Source organism: Mesorhizobium sp. M0491 (assembly GCF_040321265.1).
Lineage (GTDB): Bacteria > Pseudomonadota > Alphaproteobacteria > Rhizobiales > Rhizobiaceae > Mesorhizobium.
Genome location: NZ_JAMYRE010000001.1, coordinates 349,241 through 365,158, shown reverse-complemented (window position 1 = coordinate 365,158; position 15,918 = coordinate 349,241). Strand labels below are relative to the sequence as shown.

Here is a 15,918-nt window from a genome sequence, read left to right as displayed (position 1 = left end):
GCCGACCAGATCAGAAGAGAGGCATCATGGCCAATACATCCTCGGCCAAAAAGGCAACGCGCAAGATCGTCCGCCGCGCAGCGATCAACAAGAACCGCCGCTCGCGCGTCCGCACCTATATCCGCCAGGTCGAAGAGGCGCTTGCCTCCGGCGACAAGGCTGCCGCACAGGCTGCCTTCAAGATCGCGGAGCCGGAATTGATGCGCGCCGCGACCAAGGGCGTGATTCACAAGAACACGGCGTCCCGCAAGGTGTCGCGACTGGCTCAGCGGGTCAAGGTACTGTCGGCCTGACATTACTTGCCTAGACTGACGTTCTTCGAACCCGGCCGTTTGTGCCGGGTTTTTTCGTTTGCCGGCAAGCACTTAAAAAGAATGTCCGGAAACGGCGTCTTAGGCGGATTTCACAATTGGGAATAGTTTGCCGGCATATGCATGCCTGCTGTTGATCGGCATGCTTGAAAAGGGCCAGCTTAATGATTCTTAACTGTCAGAAATAGCTTATAATTTTCAGACACTTACTGATGGTGATCCACAGCTTGTCCACACCGGGCCGACCCGATCGGGGACAAGTCGCTGTCAAGCGAATTATTTCAGAATATTTCTCTCAGCGTCCGGTTTTTCATATTCGCCGGAAAAGGGTTTGAATCACAATGGCTTTGTTAAAATGTGCCGTCACGGCACGCCACTCGAACCCGCCTCCAGTAACCAGATTCCTTAAAAATCCGTTAGACGTGGCCTTGCCCTATCCACAGCGATTTCGGTAGTGTCGATCTATCGAAAGGGACGGGCTCTGGCTCTTAACCCAAGCCTGAATCGGCCAGCTTAAATTGGCGGGATTTGCAACGCGGATCAAGTCCGCGGACGGGTTTGGTTTGTCTTTTTCGATACGGTAGGGGACTGGCGTAACTAGACATGGCAGGTAGACGGCGCGCCGGCGCTCCTTTCGCCGGACGGTGTTGTATTGCCCTGACATACCCAACGCGGACTGGCTTCCATGGGCCGGCACCGGTTCCCGCAGATAATGGGCGACGTTCATCTGCCGGCGGCGGCAGCGGACATCGTAGCAAAGACTTAGGTCGCCGGAACCGGATGCAGGAGGCGCATCCCCGGTGGAAACAGGTACGGAAGAACAAGGAAAAGATCATGCAGAGCGGCATCGAAAGGGAGCTTACGGGCGACCTCCCATTTCCTGGAACTTTGATCGGAGCAAACGACATGGCGGTGTCCAGCGACGCGGAACAGAAATTCGACCGGGTCAAAGCCCAGTTGAAGGCGCGCCTGGGAACCGAAGTCTATTCGAGCTGGTTTGGCCGCATGAAGGTCGCCGAGGCTTCCAAGGGCATCGTCCGCATCTCGGTGCCTACTGCCTTCCTGCGCTCATGGATCAACGGCCACTATCTCGACCTCATCTCCGAGTTGTGGAAGCAGGAGGATCCCGATCTCCTCAAGATCGACATCGTCGTGCGCACGGCAACCCGTCAGGGACGCAGCCAGGCCGAGCCAGAGGTAACGCCAGCACGCAGCAAGGTGACACGGCAGACGCAGACGGCGCTTGCCGCCGGCACAGTCAGCCCCAGCCGGGTGGAGCGCGCACCGGCTCCGCGTCCGGGCACACCGATCGAGAGCGAATTCCGCCACAACGTTTTGGGATCACCGCTCGATCCGCGCTACACGTTCGGCTCCTTCATCGAGGGACCGTCGAACCGGGTGGCCTTCGCCGCCGCCAAGGCAGTGGCGGAATCGCAATCGAGCGCGGTGCGCTTCAATCCGCTTTTCCTTCACGCAACCGTCGGGCTCGGCAAGACACATTTGCTGCAGGCCATCGCCGCGGAATCGCTGAAGCAGAACCCCAAGTCGCGCGTCGTCTATCTCACGGCCGAGTATTTCATGTGGCGCTTTGCCACCGCGATCCGCGACAACAACGCGCTGACGCTCAAGGAACAGCTGCGCGACATCGACCTGCTCATCATCGACGACATGCAGTTTCTGCAGGGCAAGTCGATCCAGCACGAATTCTGCCACCTCATCAACATGCTGCTCGACAGCGCCAAGCAGGTCGTCGTCGCCGCCGACCGGCCGCCATCGGAACTGGAATCGCTCGAACCGCGGGTCCGTTCGCGCCTCAATGGCGGTGTCGCGCTTGAAATGTCGGCGCCCGATTTCGCCATGCGCCTCGGCATGCTCAAATTGCGCCTTGCCACGGCCAGGAGCGACGACGCGTCGCTCGACATTTCGGAGGAGATCCTCAATCACGTCGCCCGCACCGTGACCGGCAGCGGACGCGAGCTGGAAGGCGCCTTCAATCAGCTTTTGTTCCGTCAATCCTTCGAGCCGCAGATCACCATCGACCGGATCGACGAAATCCTCGGCCACATCTATCGCACCGGCGAGCCGAAGCGTGTCCGTATTGAGGACATCCAGCGCATCGTGGCGCGTCACTACAATGTGTCGAAGACCGAATTGCTGTCCAACCGGCGCACGCGCACCATCGTCAAGCCGCGGCAGGTCGCCATGTACCTGTCGAAGGTGATGACGCCGCGCTCGCTGCCTGAGATCGGACGGCGTTTCGGCGGCCGCGATCACACCACGGTGCTGCATGCCGTGCGCAAGATCGAGGACCTTTCCGGCAACGACAACACGCTGGCGCAGGAACTTGAGCTTCTGAGGCGGTTGATCAACGACCAGGCCTGATCCTCCGGGGATGGCAGAGCCGGAACAATACCGGAATTCAAGCAGTGCGGCGCTGGGCCTGGATCGGGCTCGTGGCGCCGCCTGGGAGCGATCTGGATTTCGGTTTTACGACACTGGCTAGCGGACTTCGGGCGCGTTATCCCCAGAAAGCCCGCCTAGCCGGCCTGAACCGGTGGCGCGGGCTTGCGTTTGCTGGTTTTTTCCTGTCAGTTTACGCAGATTCTGAGCCTGTTCAGACCTTTCGCGGGACGCCGCCCACTGGTGACCCGTCATTCATTCAAGCGAGCCTGTTTCGTCATGCGTGTTATCCTGGAACGGTCAAATCTCCTGAAGTCGCTCAACCACGTCCATCGTGTGGTCGAGCGGCGAAACACCATACCGATCCTGTCCAACGTGCTGCTCAGCGCCGAAGGCGCCAGCCTTGAAATGAAGGCGACCGATCTCGACCTCGAGGTGACCGAAGCGACGCCCGCCAAGGTGGAGCGCGGCGGGGCGACGACAGTCCCGGCACATCTGCTCTACGACATCGTGCGCAAGCTTGCCGATGGCGCCGAGGTGATGCTGAAGACGGACGAGGACGGCAACGCCATGACGGTGACGTCTGGCCGCTCGAGCTTCCGCCTTCAGTGTCTGCCGCAATCCGACTTCCCGGAGCTCTCGGCCGGATCCTTCTCGCATATCTTCCGTCTCGACTCGGTTGCCCTGAAAGGCCTGATCGAGAAGACCCAATTCGCCATCTCCACCGAGGAGACGCGCTATTACCTGAACGGCATCTACCTGCACACGCATGAGGTCGGCGGCAAGCTGAAGCTGCGCTCGGTGGCGACCGACGGCCACCGCCTGGCGCGCGCCGAGATCGATGCGCCAGCGGGTTCCGAAGGCATGCCGGGCATCATCATTCCGCGCAAGACGGTGAGCGAGCTGCAGAAGCTCGTCGACGATCCGGATGTCGCGGTCACCACCGAACTGTCGGACACCAAAATCCGCTTCACCATCGGCAGCGTGGTTTTGACCTCGAAGCTGATCGACGGCACCTTCCCCGACTATCAGCGGGTCATTCCGACCGGCAACGACAAGAAGCTCATCATCGACCGCCAGAGTTTTGCCGCCGCCGTCGATCGCGTCTCGACCATCTCTTCCGAACGCGGCCGCGCGGTGAAGCTGTCGATCAGCGAGGGTCAGGTGACGCTTGCGGTCAACAATCCCGATTCAGGCAGCGCCACCGAAGAGCTGTCCGCCGACTATTCATCCGATCCGATCGAGATCGGCTTCAACGCCAAGTACCTGCTCGACGTTGCCGCGCAACTGACCGGCACGGAAGCCAAGTTCATGCTGGCCGACGCCGGTTCGCCGACGCTGATCCACGACATGGCCGACGAGACCGCACTCTATGTGCTGATGCCGATGCGGGTGTAGCGGCACGGTGTCAGCACTTCGGTCCTGTTGTGGACCGGCGGCAAGCGCGATATTTACGGCAACTCCTAGAGCAATTCCAGGAAAAGTGTGAAGCGGTTTTCCGTACGGAGTTGCGTCAAAACAAAGAGATAGAGCGGTCCTGCGTTTCCGTGAAACGATGGAGCGCTCTATAGGCGGATAGCGGTTGCCGGGACAGAACCATATAAGTAAGCTAACACTTACTAATTTCCGCAACTATGCGGCGCTGACGATCGATCTGGCGCCAGGTGCCGTGGTTTTTTCCGGCGACAACGGCGCCGGCAAGACCAATCTCCTCGAAGCGATCTCCTTTTTGACACCGGGGCGTGGCTTGCGCCGCGCCCCTTACGCGGATGTCGCACGCGAGGGCGGCGACGGCGGCTTTGCATTGCATGCCCGGCTCGACGGACCTGACGGCCAAGTCGAGATCGGAACAGGCATTTCCGGCGGCGACACCGCCGGCGAAGGCGGCAGGCGGGTGCGCATCAACGGAGCTCCGGCGCGTTCGGCCGAGGACATGCTGGAATGGCTGCGCGTGGTGTGGCTGACGCCGGCCATGGACGCGTTGTTCACCGGGCCGGCCGCGGATCGCCGGCGCTTTCTCGACCGGCTGGTGCTGGCGATCGATCCCGGCCACGGGCAACGTGCGATCGATTACGAGAAGGCGATGCGTGGCCGTAACCGCTTGCTTACTGAAGGCTCTCGAGACGACCGCTGGTTCGACGCAATCGAGACGCAGATGGCCGAAACCGGTGTGGCGATCGCCGCCGCGCGAGCCGAGATGGTGCGCCTTCTGACCGCCATGATCGACAGGCTGCCCGACACGGGGCCATTTCCGCAGGCCGATATTGGCCTTTCGGGAGACCTGGAAGCCGAAATTGCGACCGCGCCGGCAGTCGATGTCGAGGAGCGCTTCCGCCGAACCCTTGTCGAGGGTCGTGACCGCGATCGCGCTGCCGGGCGCACGCTCGAGGGCCCGCATCGTTCGGACCTGATGGTTCGGCACCGCCCCAAGGCGATGCCGGCCGAGCTTTGCTCGACAGGCGAGCAAAAGGCGCTGCTGGTCGGCATCGTGCTGTCGCATGCAAGGCTGACCGGCGAAATGTCGGGCATGACGCCGATCCTGCTGCTCGACGAGATCGCCGCGCATCTCGACAGCCGGCGCCGCACGGCGCTGTTTTCCATCCTGGAGGAACTGAACTGCCAGGCGTTCATGACAGGAACCGATGCTGCGCTGTTTTCCAGTCTCCAGGGACGCGCGCAATTCCTGACTGTCGACCATGGGACGGTTGGGCCAACCGAAGACCACTGACAAGGTTTTTCAGTCCCTGTATGATCAGGCAATGACCACTGCCGCCCTGACCGCAGACGAGATCGAACGCTATGCCCGCCACATCGTGCTGCCGGAGATCGGCGGAGCCGGCCAGCAAAGGCTGAAACAGGCCCGGGTGCTGGTCATCGGCGCTGGCGGGCTGGGCGCGCCGGTGCTTGAATATCTCGCCGCCGCCGGCGTCGGCACACTAGGCGTGGTCGATGACGACACCGTTTCGCTGTCCAATCTGCAGCGCCAGGTCATTCACGGTACCGACACTGTCGGCCTGCTGAAAACCGATAGCGCCAAGGCGGCAATCGTTCGCATCAATCCCAACACAATTGTTGAAGCGCACGCAATCCGGCTGACCACGGACAATGCGCCCGCCCTCGTCGCCCGCTATGACATCGTCGTCGACGGTTCCGACAATTTCGAAACGCGCTATGCCGTGGCCGATGCCTGCGCGAGCGAAGGCAAGCCGCTGGTGCATGCCGCCGTCGGACGCTTCGATGGTTCGGTAACGGTGCTGAAGCCATTCGAAGACGGCAAGGACGGCAAACCCAATCCAGGCTATCGCGATCTGTTTCCCGAGGCGCCGCCGCCGGGCCTGGTGCCGTCCTGCGCCGAAGCCGGCGTGCTTGGCGCGCTGACCGGCGTCGTCGGCACGCTGCAGGCCATGGAGGCGATCAAGCTGATCACCGGCGTCGGCGAACCGCTGGTCGGCCGGCTGCTGCTCTATGACGGGCTGGCGGCGCGCTTCGACACCATCCGCTACAAGAGAAGCTGAATTCTTGGACCGGATCGAAGCTGCCTCCATCACGCGGATCCCGACCGATTTCGACCGCTGGGACGATGTGCTCGCATTGATCATGCGCGCTTTCGCCTCGATGGACGGCGTCATCGACCCGCCCTCCTCGGCCCACCTTTTGACCACCGACACTCTGCGGGACAAGGCGCGGTGGGAGACCGGCTTCGTGGCGCTCAAGGGCGATCGGATCGTCGGCTGCGTCTTTGCCCTTGAAAAGGTGACAGAGTTCTATGTCGGCAAGCTCGCGGTCGCGCCGGACTGCCAGGGACAAGGCATTGGCCGGCGGCTGATGCAGGCGGTCGAAGACCTTGCCCGCAGCCGCGGCAAGGCGGCAATCGAGCTTCAGACGCGGATCGAGCTGACCGGGAATCATGCGGCCTTTGCTCGCCTCGGCTTTCGCGAAACTGAACGGACGGCGCACGAGGGCTATGCCAGGCCGACCTCGATCACCATGCGCAAAGCTATCCCGTAAGGTTTATCTTACGGTTTGTGGGCCGCGACAGCGTCAGGTCCTGAGCGGCAGCACGCGGTCTGGTGGGCGGTGGCCGTCAACGAAGGCGCGGATATTGATGATGACCTTTTCACCCATGTCGATGCGGCCCTCGAGCGTCGCCGAGCCCATATGCGGCAAAAGCACGACCTTGTTCTTGGCGGCGAGCTTCAGCAGCTTGCTGTTCAAGGCCGGCTCATGCTCGTAGACATCGAGCCCGGCGCCGGCGATCTTGCCGTCCTGGATCAGCTTGACCAGCGCTTCCTCGTCGATGATGTCGCCACGTGCGGTGTTGACGACATAGGCAGTCGGCTGCAGCAGCGCCAGCCGCCGCGCCGAAAGCAGATGGAAGGTTGCCGGCGTCGAGGGACAGTTGACCGAGATGATATCCATGCGGGCCAGCATCTGGTCGAGGCTTTCCCAATAGGTCGCCTCCAACCCGTCTTCCACGGCCGGCAGCACGCGGTGGCGATTGTGATAATGGATCGACAGTCCGAAGGCCTTGGCCCGCCTGGCGACGGCGGTGCCGATGCGGCCCATGCCGACAATGCCGAGCCGCTTGCCCCAGATGCGCCGGCCCAGCATCCAGGTCGGCGACCAGCCGGCCCATTTCTTGTCACCGGTGAGCACATTGGCGCCTTCCGCCAGCCGCCGCGGCACCGCCAGCATCAGCGCCATGGTCATGTCGGCGGTGTCCTCGGTCAGGACATTCGGCGTGTTGGTGACGGTGATGCCCCTCTTGGCCGCGGCCGCGACATCGATCTTGTCGACGCCATTGCCAAAATTCGCGATCAGTTTGAGGTTGTCGCCGGCCTGGGCGATCAGTGCGGCGTCGATCTGGTCGGTTACCGTCGGCACCAGCACGTCGGCCTCCTTGACCGCCGCGACCAGTTCCGGCTGCGTCATCGGCCGGTCCTCGACATTCAGCCTTGCGTCGAACAACTCGCGCATGCGGGTCTCGACGGGGTCGGGCAGCTTTCGCGTGATGACGACGAGAGGCTTCTTTTTGCCTGCCATTGTTTCCCTCTCGAGTACTTGCCGCAATTCCGAACGCAAAACCGCTTCACACTTTTGCTGGAATTGCTTCTAACCCGATCTCGTTGAGACCTCTTTAACCAAGACCGGCGAAACTGAAAGCCGGTCGCGGTGCCGATTACTCCCTGTAACAAGCGGTGCCGCCGAAGACAAAGAAAAAGGGGCGCCGAGGCCGATGGGCAAGCGCCGAAAGGAATGAAAGTGTCTGGTTTCGCGTCGCTTCGCCTGACCCTCAGCGCAGCATTTCTCGGCGCTCTGCTTTATTCTCCGCTTGCGGGCGCGCAGAGTGCCGCAGCACCTGCCCAGGGCGTCGTCACGCTTGGTCCGAGCGGCCTGCCGCTGCCGCGCTTCGTCAGCCTGAAATCCGGCCGCGTCAACTCGCGCGTCGGTCCCGGGGCCAACTACTCGGTCGACTGGATGTATATGAAGGCCGGCCTGCCGATGGAGATCATCCAGGAATTCGACACATGGCGCCGCGTGCGCGATGCCGATGGTTCGGAAGGCTGGATCAACCAGTCGCTGCTTTCCGGCCGACGCACGGCAATCGTCGCACCATGGCAGCGCGGCAAGGGCGCCCAGATCGACCTTCTCAACAGTCCCGACAAGGACGCAAGAGTGGTCGCGATGATTGAACCTGGCGTCATGGGTACGATCAAATCCTGCGACGGCCAGTGGTGCGAAATGACGTTCGACGGCCACACCGGCTGGCTTGCCCAGTCGGTTGTCTGGGGCGCCTATCCCGGCGAACGGGTCAAGGACTGACAACTTCATCGCGAGGCTCGGAAGAACTCGGGATCAGAAATAGGCCGGCAATCACGGATACGGCAACAAGGTGCTTGCGCCTCCGCTTCATCAAACTCAATTGCAGCATTGTCATTCACGCCGCCGATCGCTCGCGTCCGTTGCGAATGCGGCAGCGATTGCGCCTCTCAGCGGGTTGCTCAACCGTGTCAGGAGCGTAATCCGGCTGGCTGGCAAATCCGGCAATCCATGCGACCGGTTCAGTATCACGCAATCGGCCGGTACCTGGCTCTGCCCGATCGCCGCCACTCCCAAGCCCGCGCTGGCGGCCGATTGCAACGCAGTCACCGAACCGCCGGTGAAGGCGAGGCGCCAGGCGGTATTGCTGCCATCGAGCGCGCGTTCCGCTGCCAGTCGGACGGTGCAGGATCCGGGCAATGCCAACAGCGGCAACGCGGCAGACGACCGCCAGACGTCAGGCGACCTTGCACACCAGACAAGCTGGTCTCGGTAGAGCGGGATGCCCTGGCGCCGGCTGATATCCATGCGCACGACGGCAAAATCGGCCTTGCCTGCGTCGTAGCGGGCCTGCATCTCGGCTGAGAGACCCACCGACACTTCCAGCAGCAATTCCGGAAAGACTTGGCTCAGACGCCCAAACGCCGACTCCAGAAGCGCACCGGCGGCGTGATCGCCGATGGCCGCCCGGAGCGTGGTGGTTTGCGTGCCAGCATCGAATGTAGCCACGGCCCGGTCATGAGCCTCGAGGACCTGCCGCGCCGAAGCAAGGAACCGCGCGCCTTCGGGCGTCAGCGAAACCGCGCGCGGCGTCCGCGCCAGGAGACGCCGCTCCATCGCTTGCTCGAGCTTGCGGACCCGCAGGCTGATCGCCGACTGGGTGGTCCCGAGAAGATCGGCCGCGGTGGTGAAGCTCTCGCAGTCGGCAACAAGCACGAAGCTGCGAAGCTGTTCGATGGCAAGATGCTTCATTTCGTACTCATATCATAGAGACAGCTACTATGACATTTCCAAATGCTCCTCGTCGAGTCATATGGATTCCGACGAAGCACGGCGGTTGCCGGCTGACCCGGAAGGAGAATGATTAGATGTCTCGCCTATCGCCAATAAACGAAGATTCCGACACGGAAGCCGGCAAGCTTCTGGCGGAAACGCGACGCCAGCTCGGACGCGTCCCGAACCTCTATCGCGTCCTGGCCAACTCTCCGGTCGCTCTCAAAGGTTATCTGCAATTTCGCGAGTCGCTGCAGAGCGGCCGTCTCAGTTCGAAATTGCGCGAGCAGATCGCCCTGATAACTGCTGAGGTGAACCGCTGCGAATACTGCGTTTCGGCCCACGCATTTCGCGGATCCAAGATCGGCATCTCCGATACGGAATTGGAGCTAAATCGCAGGGGCGATTCAAGCGATGCCAGAGTGGCGGCCACGCTGGCGTTGGCTGCGGATGTGGCGCGTAGCCGCGGAGCCGTCACCGACCAGGCATTCGGCGCCGCCAGGGCCGCGGGGCTCGACGACGAGGAACTGGCAGAGGTGATCGCGCATGTCGCACTCAACTTCTATTCCAACATCCTCAATCACTTCGCCCAGCCAGAACTCGACTTTCCACGGACAGTGCTTCTCAATGACTGACCTCGTGACCCTCGATCCGAGTTCGATGGCGACCATTCCGCGTCACCAGATCGTCGTTTCCTCCAGCTATGGTTTCGATGAGACACTGCAACGGCTTCGCGACGCCATCGCTGCTGCCGAGCTATGGATCATCCATGAGATCGATCCGCAGGCCCTGCTCAGGAAAGGCGGGATCTCCACCATTCGGCTCCGTCAACTGCTTTGGTTCCACCCGCGATACATGGCGCGCCTGTTGCTGACCGATCCTGGCGCCGTGCCCGAAGCGCCGTTCAAGTTCGTGGTCAGCGAACAAGCAGCCGGCGTGACGGTCTGCGCCTTGAACCCGATTTTGGTGTTCTCGCCATATCCCCGGCTTTTTGGTCTCGCCCATGAACTGTTCGACGCGACGGAGCGAATGCTCGAGACGGTTTCCACGATGCCGGTGTCGGGAGGCGATATCTAGCGGAGCCATGAGCGGTCCGGCCGCCTGCATCAGGCGTGGTCATCTAGTCCCGATGCGGCCGAGATGGTGTCCGGAAAGCCGGTCGACAGCTTCAGGCCATAGCCCAGCGCACGGTCGATGGCGATGTGGGCGATCCAGATCAGCAACCGCCATCGCATTGCCCCACATGTGCCCGGCGAGCAGCAACAGCGCGGGCACGGTCTGGGGGCCTCGCCGGTCATTCGCGGCGTTTGGGGCGCAGCCTCACCACGATGTCGACATTGGCGATCTCCATCCCTTCCGGAGGCTCCGGCAGGTTGGCAACCGTCACCGGACCGCTGTCGATGTCGAATATGCGGTTTTCGCCTTCGATGTAGAAATGGTGGTGGTCGGAGGTATTGGTGTCGAAATAGGTTTTCGCGCCCTCGACGGCGAGGATGCGCAAAAGTCCCGCCTGGGTAAACTGGTGAAGGGCATTGTAGACGGTGGCCAGCGACACCGGCACGCCGGCGGCAACCGCCTCCTCGTGCAGTTCCTCGGCCGACAGATGCCGGTCGCCCTTGGCGAAAAGCAGATCGGCCAGCGCAATGCGCTGACGCGTCGGCCTCAGGCCGGCTTCACGGACCCGCTTGTCCACAGCGACATTTTCCTTCCGGCCGTCCAGGTCCATCTTCTCGTCGAACCCCACAGTTCCGCCCCAAGACACGCCCAGAATGGCAAAAAAATGAACGTCTGCCGAAACCGGACCTCTCAGGACATATATTCTGTCGTCCGAATGCGATCAATAGCGCGCATTGACCCAGGCAGACGAGCAGGCTAAGCGCAAACGCCGGTTTCCGGCCTGAAACAGATTGTGTTAGGAAACCAACGACAAGGGCACCCGATAGCCCGGAACGATATGGGATGAGATTGATGGCGGGTAAATCCAGCTACGAGTACGACGAATTGCTGGCCTGCGCCCGCGGCGAACTGTTCGGACCGGGCAACGCCCAGCTTCCTTATCCGCCGATGCTGATGTTCGACCGCATCACCGAGATCAGCGAGACGGGCGGCGCCTTCGAGAAGGGTTTCATCCGCGCGGAGTTCGACATCAAGCCGGACCTGTGGTTCTTTGCCTGCCATTTCATCGGCAATCCGATCATGCCGGGGTGCCTCGGCCTCGACGCCATGTGGCAATTGACGGGCTTCTATCTTGGCTGGCTGGGCGAACCCGGCAAGGGGATGGCGCTGTCGACCGGTGAAGTGAAATTCAAGGGCATGGTCACGCCCTCGGTGAAGAAGGTCGAATATGGCATCGACTTCAAGCGCGTGATGCGGGGCCGGCTGGTGCTCGGCATCGCCGATGGCTGGCTGAAGGCGGATGGCGAACCCATATACGCGGCAACGGATTTGAAAGTCGGTCTGTCCAAGCAGTCGGCGGTTGGCTGACCGGCATCCCTGGCCAGCTCTCTGGCCAGCATCCCTGGAAGGAGTTGCGAATGAGACGTGTCGTAGTCACAGGCATCGGCGTTGTGTCGTCGATCGGCAACAATGCCAACGAGGTGCAGACCTCTCTGCATGACGCCAAATCCGGCATCAGCTTCTCCGATTCCTTCGCCGAACACGGCTTCCGTTGCCAGGTCTGGGGAGCGCCGACGCTCGATCCATCGGCCATGATCGACCGCCGTGCGATGCGCTTCCTGAGCCAGGGGGCTGCCTGGAACCATGTCGCCATGGATCAGGCGATCGCGGATGCGGGCCTCGGCGAGAGCGACATCACCAATGAGCGCACCGGCATCGTCATGGGATCGGGCGGACCATCCACCCGCACCATCGTCGAAGCTGCCGAAACGACGCTGAAGAATGGCAGTCCCAAGCGCATCGGTCCGTTCGCGGTGCCGAAGGCAATGTCATCAACCGCATCGGCAACGCTTGCCACCTGGTTCAAGATCCACGGCGTCAACTACTCGATCTCGTCGGCCTGTTCGACCTCGGCGCACTGCATCGGCAATGGCTACGAATTGATCCAGTGGGGCAAGCAGGACATCATCTTTGCCGGCGGCCACGAGGATCTCGACTGGACGATGTCGGACCTGTTCGACGCCATGGGCGCGATGTCGTCGAAATTCAACGACAAGGCATCGACCGCTTCCCGCGCCTATGACGCCAATCGCGACGGCTTCGTCATCGCTGGCGGCGCCGGGGTGCTGGTGCTGGAAGAGCTTGAGCATGCCAAGGCGCGCGGCGCCAAGATCTATGCCGAGATCGTCGGCTATGGCGCGACGTCGGATGGCTACGACATGGTTGCTCCTTCAGGCGAGGGCGCGGTCCGCTGCATGCGCCAGGCGCTGGCCACGGTTTCCACACCGGTCGACTACATCAACACCCATGGCACCTCGACGCCGGTGGGAGATTCCAAGGAAATGGGAGCGATCCGCGAGGTGTTCGGCCCAGAGATGCCGTATATCACCTCGACGAAGTCGCTGACCGGCCATTCGCTGGGCGCGGCCGGCGTGCAGGAATCCATCTATTCGATCCTGATGATGCAGGGCGGCTTCATCGGCGAAAGCGCCCATATCGAGACCCTCGACCCCGAATTCGAGGGCATGCCGATCGTGCGAAAGCGCATCGACGACGCCAGGATCGATACTGTCTTGTCCAATTCGTTCGGCTTCGGCGGCACCAACGCCACGCTCGTTTTCCAGCGCTATTCCGCATAAGGATTTGCCGGCCATGGACGGATTGATGAAGGGCAAGCGCGGGCTTGTCATGGGTGTCGCCAACGATCATTCGATCGCTTGGGGAATTGCCCGGAAATTGTCCGAACATGGGGCGGAACTCGCCTTCACCTATCAGGGCGATGCCTTCGGACGCCGGGTCAAGCCGCTGGCCGACAAGCTCGGCGCCTCGCTGGTGGTGCCGTGCGACGTCGAGGACAGCGCTTCGGTCGCCGCCACATTCGAGACCCTGGGCAAGGAATGGGGCGGGCTGGATTTCATCGTCCACGCCATCGGCTTTTCCGACAAAAACGAGTTGAAAGGCCTCTACGCCGACACCAGCCGGGACAATTTCGTCCGTACCATGGTGATCTCTTGCTACTCCTTCACCGAGGTCGCCCGCCATGCAGCCACCTTGATGCAGGACGGCGGATCGATGATCACGCTGACCTATGCGGGCTCCGTCCGCGTCATGCCGAACTACAATGTCATGGGCGTCGCCAAGGCAGGGCTGGAGGCGAGTGTCCGCTACCTCGCCAACGATTACGGTCCGCGTGGCATCAGGGTGAACGGCATATCGGCTGGACCCGTGCGCACGCTCGCCGGCGCCGGTATTTCCGATGCGCGCCATATGTTCTCCTACCAGCAGCGAAACTCGCCGCTGCGCCGCACGGTGACCATCGACGAGGTCGGCGGCTCGGCACTTTATCTGTTGTCGGATCTGTCTTCCGGGGTTACCGGCGAGATTCACTATGTCGATTCCGGCTATCACATCGTTTCCATGCCGACACTCGACGAATTGAAGCAGACCGACGGCGGACGAGACTAACGCCTGTCGCCCAAAGGTGCGCGGCGGTTTTGGAATGGCGACATTTGAAGACACGAAGCTTAAAGCGCGCCAACTGAATCCGTTTCAGCGCCAGGCGTATTGATCCGCTCAAGAAATACTTTCGGTCCAATAAAATTGGATTCATTCGCGGAAACTCATTTTAAGGAGATATCCGCTAGAAAGCCCCGTACTCAGGGGAACTTTCAATGCTCGCCGTCAGCAACCCGAAGCGAACACCGGTGTTCCGACTGCTCACCATAGCGAGTTCGGGTCTCGGCAGTTTCGTCCTCGGGCTCTGGGGCTTGAAGCTCGGTCTCGGCGAAGGTTTTGCCGGCATCTCCGCGGATATGATGGTCTCGGTGATGGCCGCTCTTTGCGCACTGGCGGCCTCGGTCGCCGCGATGTCCTTTTTCGCCGGCGTCGATGAATCGGCGGATTTCGTCTTCACGGAAACCCATTTCGACAAGCTGACCGGCCTGGTGGCACGCCCGGCGATGGTCGGCAAGATTGCCGAGGCGGCATGCGCGACCAGCCGGACCGGCGAGCCGATGTTCCTCATCGATATCGACATTGACCGCTTCAAGCAGATCAATGACGCCATCGGCTACAGCCAGGGCGACGAGTTGATCCGCGCCTTCACCAAGCGCTTAAAGACGTGCGTGCCGCCGCGCGCTCTGATCGGACGCATCGGCGCCGGTGAATTCGCGATCCTGCTGCCCGACAATCAGGTGTCCGGATCGCTGGAAAGCACCGTCGAGAGGCTCATCGACGAGATGATGGAGCCCTATGATCTCGGTACGCACCTGCAATCGGTCAGCCTGTCGGTCGGCATCGTGGCGATGCCAAAGGACGGCGTCGATCCGGTCCTCATCCTGCGCCGCTCCAATCTGGCGCTGCAGAACGCGCGCGCCAGTGGCGTCGGCAACTGGTCGGTCTTCCATGCCGAAATGGGCAGGGTCGCCGACCATCGCCAATGGATCGAATCCGAACTGCATATAGCCTTCGAGCGTGGCGACTTCGACCTTCATTACCAGCCGCAGCTCGATCTCCCGACCGGCCGCATCGTCGGGTATGAAGCGCTTATCCGCTGGCGGCATCCGGAACGCGGCATGATCCCGCCGATGGAGTTCATTCCGATCGCCGAGGAAACCGGCATGATCGGCCCGATCGGCGAATGGGTGCTGCGCAAAGCCTGCAGCGACGCACAGCATCTGCCCGATGATTGCTTCGTCGCCGTCAACATCTCGCCCGTCCAGTTCATGACCAAGGACTTCGTCGGCATCGTGCGCGACACTATGACGAGCACCGGCATCAAGCCGTCGCGGCTGGAGCTGGAAGTGACCGAGACGGCGATGATGCAGGACCGCGACCGCGCCGCCGCCATCCTGAAGGAGCTTGCGGATATGGGCATCTCGGTCGCCGTCGACGATTTCGGTACCGGCTATTCCAATTTGAGCTACCTGATCGATTTCTCATTCGGCAAGCTGAAGATCGACCGGTCCTTCGTCAGCCGCCTCGACACCGATTCCAGCTCCGGCGCTGTCGTCTCGACCATCGTCGGGCTTTCGCGCGCGCTCGGCGTCAGCATCATTGCCGAAGGCGTCGAGACCGAAAGCCAGGCGACGCTGCTCAGGGCGGCCGGCTGCGAGGTGGTGCAAGGCTATCTTTACGGCAGGCCCGCCCCCCTCAAGATCAGGGTCGGCGACGTGCATGTCACCGATGAGGTCCGGCGCGTCGCCAATCTGCATTGAGTGCGACGCGATGCCTGCTTCTGTCTGAGCATGATCTTTTCCGAAAACCGGTATCCACTTTT

The 15,918-nt window shown here is 61.8% G+C and carries 17 protein-coding genes; 13 read left to right on the top strand and 4 right to left on the bottom strand.

Translation table 11 applies throughout. The features are described from left to right. Nucleotides 1-26: 26 nt before the first annotated feature. From rpsT to NKI69_RS01640, 6 genes are all read left to right on the top strand, one after another. Complete coding sequence (gene rpsT, locus NKI69_RS01665) at nucleotides 27-293, top strand: 30S ribosomal protein S20 (protein ID WP_013533694.1); 267 nt, start codon at nucleotides 27-29, stop codon at nucleotides 291-293. Nucleotides 294-1,217: 924 nt separating this feature from the next. Next, nucleotides 1,218-2,693, top strand: coding sequence for a chromosomal replication initiator protein DnaA (gene dnaA, locus NKI69_RS01660; RefSeq protein ID WP_023811386.1), 1,476 nt, complete (start codon nucleotides 1,218-1,220; stop codon nucleotides 2,691-2,693). A gap of 297 nt (nucleotides 2,694-2,990) precedes the next feature. Further along, nucleotides 2,991-4,109 (top strand): DNA polymerase III subunit beta, encoded by a 1,119-nt coding sequence (dnaN, locus tag NKI69_RS01655; protein ID WP_023811387.1) that lies wholly within the window; start codon nucleotides 2,991-2,993, stop codon nucleotides 4,107-4,109. A gap of 184 nt (nucleotides 4,110-4,293) precedes the next feature. After that, the gene (gene recF, locus NKI69_RS01650; RefSeq protein ID WP_023811388.1) at nucleotides 4,294-5,439 is read left to right on the top strand and encodes a DNA replication/repair protein RecF; all 1,146 of its coding nucleotides are present in this window, start codon (nucleotides 4,294-4,296) and stop codon (nucleotides 5,437-5,439) included. Between the two features lie 31 nt (nucleotides 5,440-5,470). Beyond that, nucleotides 5,471-6,226 (top strand): molybdopterin-synthase adenylyltransferase MoeB, encoded by a 756-nt coding sequence (locus NKI69_RS01645; protein WP_023811389.1) that lies wholly within the window; start codon nucleotides 5,471-5,473, stop codon nucleotides 6,224-6,226. Nucleotides 6,227-6,230: 4 nt separating this feature from the next. Then, the gene (locus tag NKI69_RS01640) at nucleotides 6,231-6,719 is read left to right on the top strand and encodes a GNAT family N-acetyltransferase (RefSeq protein WP_023811390.1); all 489 of its coding nucleotides are present in this window, start codon (nucleotides 6,231-6,233) and stop codon (nucleotides 6,717-6,719) included. Between the two features lie 33 nt (nucleotides 6,720-6,752). Here the strand turns inward: NKI69_RS01640 and NKI69_RS01635 are convergent, their stop codons facing one another. Then, on the bottom strand, nucleotides 6,753-7,754 hold the full coding sequence (locus NKI69_RS01635) for a 2-hydroxyacid dehydrogenase (protein ID WP_023811391.1): 1,002 nt from the start codon (nucleotides 7,752-7,754) through the stop codon (nucleotides 6,753-6,755). Between the two features lie 219 nt (nucleotides 7,755-7,973). Here NKI69_RS01635 and NKI69_RS01630 point away from each other — a divergent pair, with 219 nt between their 5' ends. Then, entirely contained in the window at nucleotides 7,974-8,534 is a 561-nt protein-coding gene (locus NKI69_RS01630; protein ID WP_023811392.1) for an SH3 domain-containing protein, read from the top strand. A gap of 111 nt (nucleotides 8,535-8,645) precedes the next feature. Here the strand turns inward: NKI69_RS01630 and NKI69_RS01625 are convergent, their stop codons facing one another. Beyond that, nucleotides 8,646-9,503, bottom strand: coding sequence for a LysR family transcriptional regulator (locus tag NKI69_RS01625; protein ID WP_023811393.1), 858 nt, complete (start codon nucleotides 9,501-9,503; stop codon nucleotides 8,646-8,648). Nucleotides 9,504-9,619: 116 nt separating this feature from the next. On the opposite strand from NKI69_RS01625, the gene NKI69_RS01620 reads away from it, so the two are divergent. Next, the gene (locus NKI69_RS01620; protein WP_023811394.1) at nucleotides 9,620-10,159 is read left to right on the top strand and encodes a carboxymuconolactone decarboxylase family protein; all 540 of its coding nucleotides are present in this window, start codon (nucleotides 9,620-9,622) and stop codon (nucleotides 10,157-10,159) included. Nucleotides 10,160-10,163: 4 nt separating this feature from the next. After that, nucleotides 10,164-10,601, top strand: coding sequence for a DUF302 domain-containing protein (locus tag NKI69_RS01615; RefSeq protein WP_352439651.1), 438 nt, complete (start codon nucleotides 10,164-10,166; stop codon nucleotides 10,599-10,601). 29 nt (nucleotides 10,602-10,630) lie between these two features. Here NKI69_RS01615 and NKI69_RS01610 read toward each other — a convergent pair whose 3' ends face one another. After that, the gene (locus NKI69_RS01610; protein ID WP_245486205.1) at nucleotides 10,631-10,759 is read right to left on the bottom strand and encodes a DUF4260 family protein; all 129 of its coding nucleotides are present in this window, start codon (nucleotides 10,757-10,759) and stop codon (nucleotides 10,631-10,633) included. A gap of 59 nt (nucleotides 10,760-10,818) precedes the next feature. After that, on the bottom strand, nucleotides 10,819-11,250 hold the full coding sequence (gene irrA / locus NKI69_RS01605) for an iron response transcriptional regulator IrrA (RefSeq protein ID WP_024503471.1): 432 nt from the start codon (nucleotides 11,248-11,250) through the stop codon (nucleotides 10,819-10,821). A gap of 242 nt (nucleotides 11,251-11,492) precedes the next feature. On the opposite strand from irrA, the gene fabA reads away from it, so the two are divergent. The 4 genes from fabA (at nucleotide 11,493) to NKI69_RS01585 (ending at nucleotide 15,856) form a co-directional block, all read left to right on the top strand. Continuing rightward, nucleotides 11,493-12,008, top strand: a complete 516-nt coding sequence (fabA, locus tag NKI69_RS01600) for a 3-hydroxyacyl-[acyl-carrier-protein] dehydratase FabA (RefSeq protein WP_013527885.1) — start codon at nucleotides 11,493-11,495, stop codon at nucleotides 12,006-12,008. Between the two features lie 50 nt (nucleotides 12,009-12,058). Further along, nucleotides 12,059-13,279, top strand: coding sequence for a beta-ketoacyl-ACP synthase I (fabB, locus tag NKI69_RS01595; protein ID WP_023811398.1), 1,221 nt, complete (start codon nucleotides 12,059-12,061; stop codon nucleotides 13,277-13,279). A gap of 13 nt (nucleotides 13,280-13,292) precedes the next feature. Further along, nucleotides 13,293-14,105 carry an enoyl-ACP reductase FabI gene (gene fabI, locus NKI69_RS01590; RefSeq protein WP_023811399.1) on the top strand — a complete coding sequence of 271 codons (813 nt, stop codon included), beginning with the start codon at nucleotides 13,293-13,295 and terminating at the stop codon, nucleotides 14,103-14,105. Between the two features lie 206 nt (nucleotides 14,106-14,311). After that, on the top strand, nucleotides 14,312-15,856 hold the full coding sequence (locus tag NKI69_RS01585) for a putative bifunctional diguanylate cyclase/phosphodiesterase (RefSeq protein WP_352719711.1): 1,545 nt from the start codon (nucleotides 14,312-14,314) through the stop codon (nucleotides 15,854-15,856). Nucleotides 15,857-15,918 lie beyond the last annotated feature (62 nt).